Below are 13,700 nucleotides of genomic sequence, written 5' to 3' on the forward strand. Positions count from 1 at the left end.
AGGTCAACGTCATGGACTCGCACACGACGCTTCGAACCGCTGTCCGCGCAGCAACTCCATTCGCGGTCTGGCAAACGCTTGGCTTCGTCAAACGCATCCCAAGTTATTGGCGCATGGATCGAAGCGAAGCGCTGCGCGTCCGAAACCGCACGCCGGGCCTGCCGCTGTACATCAAAAATGGCGTCACGGTTTTTCCACCCGAGAGCGTGACAGCCTACCTCAACTGGCAGCATCATGGGATCGAGGTCAACGAATCCTCCCTCGAAGCCCGTGAGTTCCTCGAACTCTCAAAGGGTCGAACGGCTCTGATCGACATTGGCGCGCAGACCGGGTTCATGTCCGCGCTTTTTGCACGCTCACGACCGAGCGCGTGCCGCATCCTCTCGGTCGAGCCTGACCCGCAAGTGCTGCCGTTACTGGAACGCGCCGTCACGCTGAACAGCGGTCCACAAACAGAGTGGCGCATCCTGAACGAAGCGGTGTCCGACATTTCAGGCCGCCTCATAATGCCGATCAGCAATCGCCTGCACGAAAACGCGATGAAGGCCATCAAAGCATCCGAAATCGACGTGCCGGTGACGACGCTGCCCGACCTTCTGCGCAAAATCGATTGGCGCCCGGACATTATGAAAATCGACGTCGAATCGTTCGAGCACGAGATCATTTGTTCGTCGCTTTCGGCGATCGAAAAGATCAAGCCCGCGCTGCAGCTCGAAGTCCACTGGCAAATGCTTGAAAAGCGAGGCCGCAACCCGTCCGACTTCCTCGCTCCCCTGGCTTCGATGGGATACCGCGGCATTCGCCGCCAATATCGCGACTTGCAGGCTTGGATGCGCGCCGGACGCTCCGAAGCCGTTTCACGTTTCGCGATTGCCGCTTGACGAACGGGAAAACACACATGCTTCAGCAGAGCACAATCGGTCATGGCGTCAAAAGCCTCGTCAAGGCATCGTTGCCGTCGTCGCTGTTCCGTAGAGCGCGGTTCCTGAAGCGTCTTTCAATCTACTACCGCATGGAAACGTCCGATCTCATCCAGCGCGACATGAACGCCGGAGTCGATTGCATATTTCTAAACCGATCGCTTCGCTTACGTCTTCCGGACGATGCGCTCGCGCACAACGTCTTCCGCTTCATGGCATTCGAAGCCGAAGAATGGCGATCGTTTTTAAAGCTCGCCGCGGGCTGCCGCGCATTCGTCGACATCGGGGCATCCGGTGGCTTCTTCTCGGCGCTGTTTGCCGCAAGCCGCCAGGAACCCGTCCAGATTCTGAGCATCGAGCCGGACCCTCCGTCTCGCATCGTGCTCGCAAATGTGCGCGATCGAAATATGCGTGCAGACACGGAATGGATCATCGACGGCCGCGCCGTCGGATCGGCCCAGAAGGCTGAATTCGTATCGTCTGGATACGGTGTGGCGCGCAGCCATTCGCCAGCCGGAGATGCCGGCACTCAGCAAACCGCTGCCAGAAACGGTCGACCCTTCGCCCGCATCGAAGTCGAATGCGCCACGCTCCAAAGCATATGCCGCGAGCATGGCGTCGTCCCGGATCTACTCAAGATCGACATCGAAGGCATGGAGTGGGACCTCATACGCGCGTCATTGGATTGGCTCGCGCAGCAGCGGCCTCGCATCCACCTCGAAGTCCATCCCGCCTTTATCCGCCGCCAGCACCACGATCCTCGCGTTCTGCTCAAAAACCTCGAGCAAATCGGATACCGCGCGCTCGACGGTGCCGCCTGGGCCAGTGCATTCAAACGTGCGAATGACGACGCGAACTTTCATCTCGACCTCGTGGCTAAGGTCTAGGCACAGCGATGCCACGCAAAGACTGCGTCTTCATCGTGTTGATGTCGCTCGCGGCGGAAGGCACGCCTCGGTTGGCGCTCGAACTCAGCCGCGAATGGATCGACGCCGGGGTGCAGCCGCTCGTCGTCGTCATGCAGCGAACTCCCGATGACCTCGCCTCGGATTTCGCCGCACTCGGACTGACCTGCATCATGCTCGATCTGCCGGACAGAGGCTACGCGCGCTACCTCGCTCTCGCCTACCGCATACTCGCGATAGCACGAGAACATCGTCCGATCGCAATACTGTCAATGCCGCTCGGCTGGCACGCACTCATCGCCCTCGGCGCGCGAATGGCTGGTGTGAAGCGCATCATCGCTCACGTCGGCAATTATCCGAATACCGGCGCGCGAAACGCATTCCGAAAGTTCAAGCTTTTGGTGCAGTTGGGCCGCCCCTTCACAGATTGCTTGGTTTGCTGCAGTCATTACGTTCGCTCGGGCACTGTGCGCCACTTCGGCGTCAGAGCCTCAGAAACCGCCGTCATTTACAACGGATTTCCGGTCGCTTTCGGCGACGGCACGCGCAACACGCATCAGCAAAGCGACGGCGCGCCATTTATCATCGGCATGGTCGCGCGATTGGAAGGGCACAAGGATCAACCCACATTGATCCGGGCCGCGCGCATTCTCCGAATGCGTGGACGCAATGTGGGCATCTGGCTCATCGGCGACGGCAGCCGGCGCGAGGAATTCGAGTCCCTGATCGCAGCAGAAGACGTCGATGATACCGTCCAACTTCTCGGCATGCGCAAAGACATTCCTGACCTCGTAGCGAAAATGCATGTCTTTGCATTCTCGACGACGAAGGACGAAGGTCTAGGCATCGCCTTGATCGAGGCCATGGCAATCGGAGTGCCGGTTGTTGCGAGCAACGTGGGAGCCTGCCGCGAAGTCTTGGAGGACGGCCGCCTGGGAACGCTCGTGCCCCCTGGCGATGCATTGGCAATGGCAAACGCCATCGACGCGATCATCGCCGACGCGACCTTCGCCGAGGCACGCGCACACCTCACCCAAACCAAAGTTGTGCAGACATTCTCTATGGTCGAAATGGCGCGCGGCTATTCCGAGTTGCTTGGCCTGCCGTTGCCGGCAAAACCGGAATACGCTCCAATTCCGGACCGCGCCGCATGAAACGCGTGATGCATATCATCGCAGGACTCGGGACCGGCGGTACCGAAGTTATGTGCTTGCGCCTCGCACGCCACTGGCAAGGCCGTTTCGATCAGCACATTCTCGCTTGGGAAACATCATCGCGAAGCCTGGAACGGGATTTTCAACAGCTCTCGCAAACCAGCGTCAGCGTCATCCCACCCGACAAGCAAACACACCTGCAACGATGGCGATGGGTCAGAGCCAAAGTCGCGCAAGTGAAGCCCGATGCCGTTTTGATTCACTGCTTCGGCATTCCGCACATCATTTCCGCCGTCGCAGCTCGCAGCGTGGGCGTCAATTCCATCAGCGCATGGGCTGGGAACCCTCCCTCGCGAACTCTAATATCGCGACTACAATTCAGCGCAGTTCTAATGGCTTCGCGCGTGGTGCAATGCCCCGTCGTTTCATGCTCCTCAGCGGTCGCACAGGAATTCGGCAAGCTCGGCATCGGGATGCCGGCACGATACGCAATCGTACCCAACGCCATCGACGTTGCGGACATTCTATCAACAGCCCGCAGGTCACGTGACGGCCGGTGCGATCTCACGCCGACGATCGCAATGGTTTCGAGACTGGACGTCATCAAGGATCATGCGACGCTGCTGGACGCTTTCGCGAAAATACACCGCGATATTCCGAACGCGCGCCTTTGGGTCATTGGCGATGGCAGCTTGCGAACGTCACTCGAAGAACGCGCGCACAACCTCGGCATCTCCAGATCGACAACGTTTTTTGGCAATCGTACTGACGTCGCAAGTCTGCTGGGACAGGCCGACGTCTTCGCATTCAGCACGACCCGAGACGAAGGCTTCGGCATTGTCTTGATCGAAGCGATGGCGGCGGGAATCCCCATCGTTGCGACAGACGTCGCCGCCTGTCGCGAAGTCCTGGCGAATGGAGAAGCCGGACTCCTCGTCGCGCCGTCCGATGCAGACGCATTGGCGCTAGCGCTTTGCAACGTGCTGAACACGCCAGAACTGCGGGCACGCATGAGTTCAAATTCGCTCCGCCGCGTTCGCGCCGAGTACAGTATCGAGCGTTGCGCCCAACGCTGGGAAGCACAGCTTTTTGGCACACAACAACCTATCGATAGGCTGGTCGAATGCGAATCCTGACGTGCATTGGCGACGCCACGTCACCCGCGGCCTGGAGCGGCACGCCATTCCACTTGTTCCGCGCCGCGCAACGAGCCGGTTTTCTCGACGACGCCTGGACGCTCGATCCGAGACGCTACCGCCTTCGCAGAGCAATGTGGAATATCTGCTCTCAACTGCGTCACGGCGAACGCGGCGGGTTTCAATACAGCGCCGATTTTCTGCGCCGCCTATTAAGCCAAGCGAGCACAGTTGAAAGCGACGCCGAAGTTATCAGCCACTTCCCGCTATTTCCGCCTCCGAACCACGCTGGGCCGGTGAGCTATTACATCGACGCCACGCTCGCGCAAAACTTCGAGGAATACGGTCTCGCCGACAGCCGCACCGTCAGCCGCCATATGATGGCTGACGCGATGACACGTGAAAAAGAGCAATACAGCTCAGCAAAACACATTGTTTGCATGAGCCGCTGGGCGGCACGCTCCGTGGTTGAGCGTTATCATGTCGATCCCGCGAACGTCCACGTCGTTCCCGCCGGCTCGAATTTCGATGCTCCGAACTTCTCCGACCTCACCGATGTCAAACCGGCGTCGCTGTCGAAACTGCGGTTAGGATTTCTCGGCAAGGACTGGAGGCGAAAAAACCTGAACTTCGTCATCGAGATTGCCGAATGTCTTCACGATCGAGGCTTCGAAGTCGAAGTTGCCGCCGCCGGTTTCGCAGAATCCGACGGGCCGAGTCATCACCTGCTCCGGCCTATCGGATACATCGACAAACACAGCGAGCCGCAACGCTTCCTCGAATTCATGCGATCATGCCATTTCACGTGCCTCTTCTCATCCGCAGAAGCCTTCGGAATCTCAAATCGCGAAAGCCTGAGCCTTGGAATTCCAGTGCTTGCAAGCCGCACCGGCGGCATACCGGATACGGTCCCTGAAGGATGCGGCCATCTGTTCGATGCACAGGCGAGCGCAGACGAGATTGCCGACGTCATTGCGAGCTACGTCGATGACCCAGACAGCTACGCTGCGCTGTGCGCTCGCATCGTCGAGCGCTCCGCTACATTCACGTGGGAGTCTGCCGTCGAAAAGCTGGCGGCGATTTGGAACGGATCGTCCGACTATTCCTATGAACGTCTGAATTCAGACAATGCCTGAACCAAGCCAACTAAAATTCGCGGTTTTACAACCGGGCGCACGCTTGCATTATGCTGTGCCTGCGATCCTCGAACGCTCAGGAATGCTCCAGCGTTTCTACACCGATTTCTGCGCCAGCGTCGGACCGGCTCGCTTCGCGGAACGCATATGGCCCACGCGCCTTAGACCATCATTCGCGCGCCGTATGCTGGGGCGAAAGCTTCCGGCAAATCTCACCACCGCGAACGTGCGTCAGGTGAGCAGCGCCGTCGTCGCAGCACACATCGCCGGAAAAATCGGATTGAGCGCCATCCGAGGATCGATTTCCCACGCCTTGATAAAGCGTGCGCGGAACGACAAGTTGGGCGGCGCCAACGCCATCTATACCGTCATCGTCAACGACGACATCGAATTTTGCGAGGAAGCGAAGGCGCGCGGCTTTCGCATCGTTCACGAAGTGATGCTCAATCCAGATATCGGCCGGCATCTCACCGAAGAGCATCAGCGCTTCCCGGAAGTCCCCTGGAATATCCCGTCGTTCGCAGAAATCAGTGAAGGCCGCACGCGCGACCGGCGCAAGTATGAAGTCGCGGACCTGATCCTCGTACCATCCGAGTTCGTTTATCATTCCGTCATCGCACTCGGCGCCGATCCAAAGAAGGTTGAACTCGTTCCTTACGGCGTTGACGCCAGCTGGCTCGACACGCAACCGAACCCGATACCTGGCCGCGTCTTATTTGTCGGAACCGTCGGGCTTCTCAAAGGAAGTCATTACCTCGCCGCCGCCGCCCGTCTGCTCCGCGAACGCAACGTCCCCTGTGAAATTCGCGTCATCGGTCCCGTTACGAATGCACAAAAATCCGACCCGCTATTCCAAGGTCCAACTTACGTCGGACAAGTTCCGCGAACGTCCGTCCAGCGCGAGTTTCTTGCAGCAGATGTGTTTGTCCTTCCGACATTGTCCGATGGCTTCGCGCTGGCACATCTCGAGGCTCTTGCCTGTGCCCTCCCGGTCATCACGACACCGAACTGCGGCTCCGTCGTGCGCGATGGACAAGACGGCATCATCGTCCCAATACGAAACCCGGAAGCCTTGGCTGACGCGATCGAGCGTATCGTTACCGATCGCGATCTGCGCCAACGCATGTCTCGGAGTGCACGCGACCGCGCCCAAGAATTCACGTGGGAGAGATACGGCGAACGCCTGATCAATGCGTGCTCAAAACTCGAACCCGCCTGCGCTGACAAGCTTCCATGAAATCCCGGCAACACACCCAGCGACTGCAAACGAACTAGATGCCGGGTCTATTCTATGGACTGGCAGGCTTCCTCGCCGTCTTCGGACTGTGGGCAATTTTTCGTGACTGGATGCGATGGCGCGACGTTTTTCATCCGACCATGTTCTGCGTTCCGCAATGCCTGTTCCTTTATACGTGGCTACCAATCTACGGCGCAACCAGCGACGAATTCGAATTCGTCTCTCGAGCCGGCTATTGGGACGAACTGGCCAAATTCCAGCTCGTCGCAAACGTCATGTGCGTTGCGCTGATCCTTGGCATCTGGCGCGGCGGCCGTCACGCGCGCAAAGCCTCTGCTCCGATCCTTCAACAAAATCCAAACGCCATTCTCGCTGTCGGCGTCGCCTTCGGATCGCTGGGCGCACTGACGTGGCTGATCGGAATCATCAACGTCGGCGGATTTGCAGCCGCATACGGCCATGCATATGGCGGCGGCTGGGACGATAGCGGCTACGTTCGCGAAGCGGCGCAGTTCGGGTTTGTCGCAACGCCGCTCATTATACTCTCCAGGCGCCACGGAGGAATGCAGCCGAGGCATTGGATACTCGTGCTCATCTTTCTGACGCCGCTTTTGCTGCAAGGACTGCTCGGCGCGCGGCGGGGGCCGACATTCCTTGCGCTGGTCTGTCTTGCAGGCAGCTACATTCTCGTCTTTCGCCCGCGTATTCCGTTCGTCGTCGCGGCCATCGGCGCGGCATCCGTCGGTGTCTTGCTCCTCTGGCTGGTCGCCAACCGCGACGCAATCTATCTCGGCTCCGAGGAAAAGCTCGACGGCTCGGTATCGACGATGCTCGAGAACTGGTCCGGCAACGAATATCTCTTCAGTTCCGCGATCGTGCGATACGTCGAGGCAACCGACGACACTTTCGGAGGTCGGCGCATTTTCGCGCACATGAGCGCGCGCATCGTCCCGCACTCGTTATGGCCAACGAAATATGCCGACGTCGTTTCCGAGCTGGGCCTGAATATCGATCTGACGCGAGGCGCCGGCATTCCGGTTGATCGCATAGCGACGATCACCGGCTGGGACATCGCGGTGGGAGCCGCTCCGAGCTTCGTCGGAGATTTCTGCCTCGAGTTCGGATATTTCGCGCCACTTGCAATTTTCGCGGTTGGCTTTCTTTACGGCCGACTATGGAAACGGAGCCGCAGCGATCCCCGCGTTCAACCTGCCTACGTGCTGCTCGCCGCTCTCTCGATTTATCTGCTGACTCAAACAATCGAAGCCTGGATGTTTCGGGCGCTGCTTTTCGGCCTCCCGGCGCTGATCATTCTGCGCATCGTTGCGCGCCAGACGCCTACGCGCGCGCCGTATCGCCTTCGGCAATCGGCATAGCAATGGAAAACCGCCACACCTCCGTCAACCCGATGCGCATCGCGCTTTTATTCCGCAGCTACGGACCGTATCACTTGGCGCGCCTCACCGATCTCCGGCGTCGCGCGTCGGTTTTGGCGCTCGAATTCACGGACGTCGACAGCGAATATGACTGGCGCGTATCGGAAGAAAAGAAAAGCGCCGGCGTCGTCTCGCTAGCGAAACGCCAAGACAGTCACGCGCAAAGCTTGACGGCCTTGGACGGCTGGCTGAAGACATTCTCGCCCGATGTTGTCGCCATTCCCGGTTATGCCGAACCGCTCGCACTGCTGGCAGCATGCCTCTGCCAAGGAAGTGGCATTCCGGCGCTCCTGATGAGCGACTCTCACAATCTCAACGATCAGAGAAATCCCATCCGCGAATCTCTGAAGCGCCGGGTATTGTCCCTCTTCCATTCCGCACTCGTCGCGGGCACACCGCAGAAGGACTACCTCGCCGGATTGGGCTTTCCGTCGCGCCGGATTTCGCTCGGATATGATGTTGTCGACAACAGCCATTTCTCAAGCGTCGGAATGCTGCACGAGACTCAAAGCATAAGCAGCAATCTCGTTCGCCCCCGTTTCCTGTGCTGCTCACGTCTCATCGAAGGCAAGAATATCAACCTTCTGATCAACGCTTACCGCCGCTATCGCGACATGGCCGGGGACGACGCCTGGCACCTCACGATTGCAGGCGATGGCCCGCTCTACGCAACGATCGCGCGCCGCATCGCGGAATTGTGTCTGACCGAGCACGTACATCTGGCCGGTCGCGCATCCTACGAAGATTTGCCCGCGCTTTACGCCGCCGCTGGCGCTTTTGTCTTTCCAAGTCTCACTGAAACATGGGGCCTCGTCATCAACGAAGCGATGGCTGCAGGCTTGCCCGTTCTCGTATCGAAAGCCGTCGGATGTCATCGCGACCTCGTGCAGGACGGAGTCAACGGCCACGTCTTCGATCCCGCCGATACGGCGCAGCTTGCGATGCTGCTGGACGATATCGCGACGACTCCGAAGCGGCAGGCGATGGGCGAAGCAAGTCTTCGCATAATCCGCGATTGGGACCTGGATAGATTCTCCTCGGGGATGATCGAAGCAGCAGTGGCCGCCTATCCTCTTCGCTCGAGACGAAGATCGAGCGCCGCTGTCGCTCTCGCAACCGCACTCTCTTATCGCGCACACCGCGCCTCGAGCAATCCGCGCCGCACGATCCAGCCGGAATGAAGGCCGCTCTTGTAACCTCCTCACTGTCGCAGGCTGGCGGCGGCGTATCCGCCGTCGTCGAAGACTTGTCGCGCGCCTTGCTCGCCGTCGTTCCGGACGTGCGCGTAATCGGCTTGCGCGACGCGCAATGGCCGATCAAATCCGCCGAATGGAATGGCGCGCCCGCCTCGGCACTCGCAGTTCGCGGACCGTCCGCACTCGGATACGCACCGGCCGCGCTCGCGCGCTTGAAGGACATCGACGCGGCGATCGTTCATACGCATGGCCTGTGGACGTATCCGTCGCGCGCGGTCTCGCTTTGGGCCTCACGAACGCGTCGACCCTACATCGTCTCACCGCACGGCATGCTCGACACCTGGGCTCTAAGTCATTCGCGATGGAAAAAAGCCATTGCGGCTCGCCTCTACGAAAACGCTCACCTACGCGGCGCAGCCTGCCTGCACGCCCTGTGTGAAGCGGAAGCCCAAAGCATCCGCAGCCTGGGATTCAGAAACCCAATCGCCGTCATTCCCAACGGCGTCGCGCTGCCGTTGCCTTCCGGTGCCGCTGCGCTTCGGCCGTGGGGCGCGCGAGTTCCAGCTGGTGCGAAGGTCATGCTGTTTCTCGGGCGCCTGCACCCGAAAAAGAATCTGACGGCTCTGATCGATGCCTGGCCCAAGCACGAATTGAACGATTGGCATCTCGTGATCGCAGGATGGGATCAGGTCGGTTACAGCCAAATTATCGCAAACAAAATTGATCAGCGATGCCTCACCGATCGCATCCATCTCGTCGGCTCGCTTTTCGGTGTCGATAAAGAGACTGCGTTCAGGCGCGCCGACGCCTTCGTGCTGCCGTCGCTGAGCGAAGGCGTACCGATGGCGGTGCTAGAGGCATGGTCTTATGGGCTGCCTGTGCTGAAAACCGATGCCTGCAATCTGCACGAAGGCTTCTCCGCAATGGCCGCCGAGCGCCTTTCGCTAGATCCGCTCGACATGGCGAATGACCTGTCGCGCTTTTTGACCTCGCAGCCTGCCGAATTGCAGCAAATGGGACGCAACGGACGCGCGCTCGTAGAGCGACAGTTCAGCTGGAGCGCCGCGGCCGAGAAATTCCTCGCCGTCTACGAATGGCTCGTGAACGGCGCCGAACGTCCGGCGAGCGTACAAGTCTCATGAAACCTCGCGACGTGCGGCTCGATACATACGATCGCAAATCATTCGACCGTGGCCGCCCGCGATGGATCGAAGCGCTATGGCTTGTCGTCGAATGCCTTCTCGTCAGCTCACCGCTTCCCGGAGCAGCACATCGTCGATGGCTGCTGCGTTTGTTCGGCGCGCGCATTGGAAACGGCGTCGACATCAAGCCGCGCGTTCGCGTTAAATTTCCTTGGAAACTGACCGTCGGCGACGACAGTTGGATCGGAGAGGGCGTTTGGATCGACAATCTCGCGGATGTGAAAATCGGCTCGCATTGTTGCATATCACAAGCCGCTTACCTTTGCACCGGAAGCCACGACTGGAGCAAGCCAAGCTTCGACCTCATCACAGCGCCGATCAACATCGAAGACGAAAGCTGGATCTGCGCGCGAAGCATCGTTGGCCCCGGCGTCGCGACCGGCGAGGGCAGCGTCCTCGCTTTGGGCAGTGTCGCGACACGCGATCTCGCGTCGTGGTCTATTTACTCCGGAGTTCCGGCGGTACGGATCAAGACGCGCTCCGCTTTGGCAAAGGAAGCCGATCACTCTTGACGTGCCTCCTTCAGTCCATGCACGGTGTTTCGAAACGGAAGGCTGCGCATGTTTCACGCCGTCTCGAAAATTGTATCCTTCTTCGCACAACCGTCGAGCCTCGCCGTTCTTCTCATCGCGGCGGGCTTCATGCTCTATCGGTTTCGACCGTCTGCAGCACGCTGGCCAATCGCGTTGGGATTTAGCTGGCTCGCTGTTGCCGGATTTCTTCCTCTCGGCAATGCGCTCGTCCTTCCCTTGGAACAACGCTTCGAGCAGCGCCAGCCACTACTGCCCGATGGTCATCTGACAGGCATCATCGTTCTCGGCGGATTCGAAGACGGGTGGGTGACGTCAAATCGCGGCGGTCTCGCAATCAACGAGTCTGCGGAGCGCCTCACCGAAGCCGTTCGCATCGCACGCCAGCGTCCTGAACTAAAAATCGTCTTCACTGGCGGCGTCGGCGACCTGTTCGGCGGCTTCGAGGCAAGCGAAGCAATCCGGCAATATGTCGTCGACACCGGCATCGCACCGGAGCGCGTCATCATCGAGAACGGTTCTCGCGACACCTACGAGAATGCTGTCTTGACCCGCCAAACGCTCAATTTAGCGCCGGACGACCGCTGGCTGCTGGTGACATCCGCATATCACATGCCGCGCGCCGTCGGCGCGTTTCGCCAAGCAGGATTGAACATCTCGCCGTTCCCCGTCGATTTCCGCACGCGCGACGCCGGTGACATTCTCCGCTTTCCGATCAGCGTCGCAGCAGGTCTGCAGCGCGCCGATCTAGCAGTAAGAGAATGGATCGGCTTAGTCGTCTACCGCGTTGCCGGTCGCAGCTCGGCAGTCTTCCCTGCGCCGTAAAGCGCGAAACCCACCGAAAATTTGAAACTTCACAACACGCGGAGCGAGCTTTGCGCGCGATCTTCATCAATCGTTTCTTTCATCCTGACCATTCTGCAACCAGTCAGATGTTGTCGGATCTCGCCTTTGGCTTAGCGCAGGACGGCATCGAGGTAACCGTCATCACGAGCCGCCTGCATTACGACCGCAATGATAGAAAGCTCACGGCGCGTGAGACGATCTCCGGCGTCGACGTTCACCGGATCTGGACAACGCGTTTCGGCCGTTCGCGACTGAAACTTCGCGCAATCGATTATCTGACGTTCTATATCAGCGCAGCTTGGACTCTTTTACGGGTTGCGGCGCGCGGCGACGTCGTCGTCGCGATGACCGACCCTCCAATGCTTTCCGTCATCGCCGCACCTATCGTAAAAATGCGCGGCGCGCGCCTGGTAAACTGGCTACAAGACCTTTTTCCGGAAGTCGCCGACGCGCTTTGTTCGGGCGGCAAGCTGAGTGCCGTCCTGCTCCGTAGCCTTCGCAAACTGCGAAATATTTCGCTGCGCCAAGCGGACATGAATGTCGCCATCGGCGAGTTGATGGCCGAACGCCTTCGGCGATCTGACATACCGGCGGAACGCCTCTGCGTGCGTCATAATTGGGCCGATTGCAAAGCCGTCACGCCGATCGCACCGCACGATAATCCACTGCGCGCCGAATGGAACCTCGGGAACGATTTCGTCGTAGGCTATTCCGGAAATCTCGGACGAGCGCATGAGTTCGAGCCAATCCTTACCGCGATCCAAACGGTCGAACACGATAATCGTTCAACGCATCCGTCGATACGCTGGCTGTTCATCGGCGGTGGCCACGCGTTCGAGCGCCTCAAAGGAGAAGTCGACAAGCGCGGATTGACGTCCGTCGTGTTTCGTCCTTACCAGCCGCGACCGCAGCTTGCTCAAAGCCTGTCCGCGGCCGACATTCACATCGTGACCCTGAAGCCGGAGCTCGAGGGGCTGATCGTGCCAAGCAAGTTCTATGGCACCGCGGCTGCGGGCCGGCCTGTTCTCTTCATCGGCGCGTCCGGGGGAGAAATCGACCGACTGACGAAACAGCACAACTGCGGACAGACGGTAGCGAACGACGACGGTGAGGCACTCGCGCATGCTGTCCTCGCATTGTCGCGCGATCCGCAGCTTACCTCGCGAATGGGCAATAACGCACGACACGCCTGCGAAGATTTTTATGATAAATCCATCGCGATCCAAGGCTGGGCACGCATGCTTCGCGGTCTCTCCGTCACTAAAGAAATGCCCAGCGCGGCCGAGGAAGACCAAACATTTCGTACGGAGATCACAGACACTGTTCTGACGGAATAACTTTGCTTCGTACAAGGCAACCTGCATTCGCGCCAACCTAAAGCTGGCGCTAGCAGGTAGAAAGCTGCTCTTCCAGAACCGTAATCTTCGTTTGACGGTTCAAGAGCGTCATCAGAACGACGAGACGATCCTTATCGCAGAGTTCAACGATCTCGGCTGCGATCCCATCGAACGGCCCTCGCGCAAATCGTACGGTCTGTCCGATTTCACGCTGAGACTCCGCACGCACGATGACACCGTCTTTTTCGCGCGCTTTCAGAGCGTCGATAATTGCGCCATCGAGCCGGCTAGGTTCGTCACCGTTGCGCACAATGCTCCGGATACCGACCGTCGATAAAATCGGACGCCAACGCATGTCGGGCGCTGTCCACCGCGCGAACAGATAGCCCGGGAAAAGCGGCGCTAGACACTCGCGGCTCACCCGAGCGTGCCGCGTCGTCTTTCGAATGACAGGCGCATAGACCTCATAGCCCTGCTTTTTCAGATTGCTCGCCGCCACAAACTCGCGGTGAGCCTGCGCGTTCACCACGACCCAGCAGGGCTTCCATTCCACACCATCAACGCCGCCGATCGACATCCAAGCAGGACCTCGCAATCGCATTCCAGCATTAGGACTAACACTAAAATGCTATACTGATAAGACTCAGTCGGATCAAATCCACAGC

At 59.3% G+C, this 13,700-nt stretch carries 13 protein-coding genes; 12 read left to right on the forward strand and 1 reads right to left on the reverse strand.

Annotated features, from left to right (window positions below; all coding sequences use genetic code 11):
• The first annotated feature begins 11 nt into the window (after positions 1 to 11).
• From HYPGJ_RS11320 to HYPGJ_RS11375, 12 genes are all read left to right on the forward strand, one after another.
• A complete protein-coding gene (locus HYPGJ_RS11320; protein WP_046847260.1) occupies positions 12 to 881 on the forward strand; it encodes an FkbM family methyltransferase in 870 nt (289 codons plus the stop codon).
• 17 nt (positions 882 to 898) lie between these two features.
• Entirely contained in the window at positions 899 to 1,807 is a 909-nt protein-coding gene (locus HYPGJ_RS11325; RefSeq protein WP_046847261.1) for an FkbM family methyltransferase, read from the forward strand.
• 8 nt (positions 1,808 to 1,815) lie between these two features.
• Positions 1,816 to 2,979, forward strand: a complete 1,164-nt coding sequence (locus HYPGJ_RS11330) for a glycosyltransferase (protein WP_046847262.1) — start codon at positions 1,816 to 1,818, stop codon at positions 2,977 to 2,979.
• 8 nt (positions 2,980 to 2,987) lie between these two features.
• On the forward strand, positions 2,988 to 4,115 hold the full coding sequence (locus HYPGJ_RS19580) for a glycosyltransferase (protein WP_348270904.1): 1,128 nt from the start codon (positions 2,988 to 2,990) through the stop codon (positions 4,113 to 4,115).
• The gene (locus HYPGJ_RS11340; RefSeq protein WP_046847264.1) at positions 4,103 to 5,251 is read left to right on the forward strand and encodes a glycosyltransferase family 4 protein; all 1,149 of its coding nucleotides are present in this window, start codon (positions 4,103 to 4,105) and stop codon (positions 5,249 to 5,251) included. The genes HYPGJ_RS19580 and HYPGJ_RS11340 overlap by 13 nt, the downstream gene beginning before the upstream one ends.
• A gap of 82 nt (positions 5,252 to 5,333) precedes the next feature.
• Positions 5,334 to 6,488: a glycosyltransferase family 4 protein gene (locus tag HYPGJ_RS11345; protein WP_244466102.1), complete on the forward strand. Its 1,155-nt coding sequence runs from the start codon at positions 5,334 to 5,336 to the stop codon at positions 6,486 to 6,488.
• Positions 6,489 to 6,526: 38 nt separating this feature from the next.
• On the forward strand, positions 6,527 to 7,864 hold the full coding sequence (locus HYPGJ_RS11350; protein ID WP_046847266.1) for a hypothetical protein: 1,338 nt from the start codon (positions 6,527 to 6,529) through the stop codon (positions 7,862 to 7,864).
• 2 nt (positions 7,865 to 7,866) lie between these two features.
• Positions 7,867 to 9,105, forward strand: a complete 1,239-nt coding sequence (locus HYPGJ_RS11355; protein WP_046847267.1) for a glycosyltransferase family 4 protein — start codon at positions 7,867 to 7,869, stop codon at positions 9,103 to 9,105.
• Positions 9,102 to 10,262: a glycosyltransferase gene (locus HYPGJ_RS11360; RefSeq protein WP_046847268.1), complete on the forward strand. Its 1,161-nt coding sequence runs from the start codon at positions 9,102 to 9,104 to the stop codon at positions 10,260 to 10,262. The genes HYPGJ_RS11355 and HYPGJ_RS11360 overlap by 4 nt, the downstream gene beginning before the upstream one ends.
• The gene (locus tag HYPGJ_RS11365; RefSeq protein ID WP_083984104.1) at positions 10,259 to 10,834 is read left to right on the forward strand and encodes a putative colanic acid biosynthesis acetyltransferase; all 576 of its coding nucleotides are present in this window, start codon (positions 10,259 to 10,261) and stop codon (positions 10,832 to 10,834) included. Before HYPGJ_RS11360 ends, HYPGJ_RS11365 begins: the two co-directional genes overlap by 4 nt.
• Before the next feature lie 48 nt (positions 10,835 to 10,882).
• Positions 10,883 to 11,677 (forward strand): YdcF family protein, encoded by a 795-nt coding sequence (locus HYPGJ_RS11370; RefSeq protein WP_046847269.1) that lies wholly within the window; start codon positions 10,883 to 10,885, stop codon positions 11,675 to 11,677.
• A gap of 50 nt (positions 11,678 to 11,727) precedes the next feature.
• Positions 11,728 to 13,035 carry a glycosyltransferase family 4 protein gene (locus tag HYPGJ_RS11375; RefSeq protein WP_046847270.1) on the forward strand — a complete coding sequence of 436 codons (1,308 nt, stop codon included), beginning with the start codon at positions 11,728 to 11,730 and terminating at the stop codon, positions 13,033 to 13,035.
• A gap of 49 nt (positions 13,036 to 13,084) precedes the next feature.
• On the opposite strand, the gene HYPGJ_RS11380 is transcribed toward HYPGJ_RS11375, so the two are convergent.
• The gene (locus HYPGJ_RS11380) at positions 13,085 to 13,612 is read right to left on the reverse strand and encodes a transcriptional activator RfaH (RefSeq protein ID WP_046847271.1); all 528 of its coding nucleotides are present in this window, start codon (positions 13,610 to 13,612) and stop codon (positions 13,085 to 13,087) included.
• Positions 13,613 to 13,700: the final 88 nt, after the last annotated feature.

The sequence above is a fragment of the Hyphomicrobium sp. GJ21 genome (assembly GCF_001006785.1).
Taxonomy (GTDB): Bacteria; Pseudomonadota; Alphaproteobacteria; order Rhizobiales; family Hyphomicrobiaceae; genus Hyphomicrobium_B.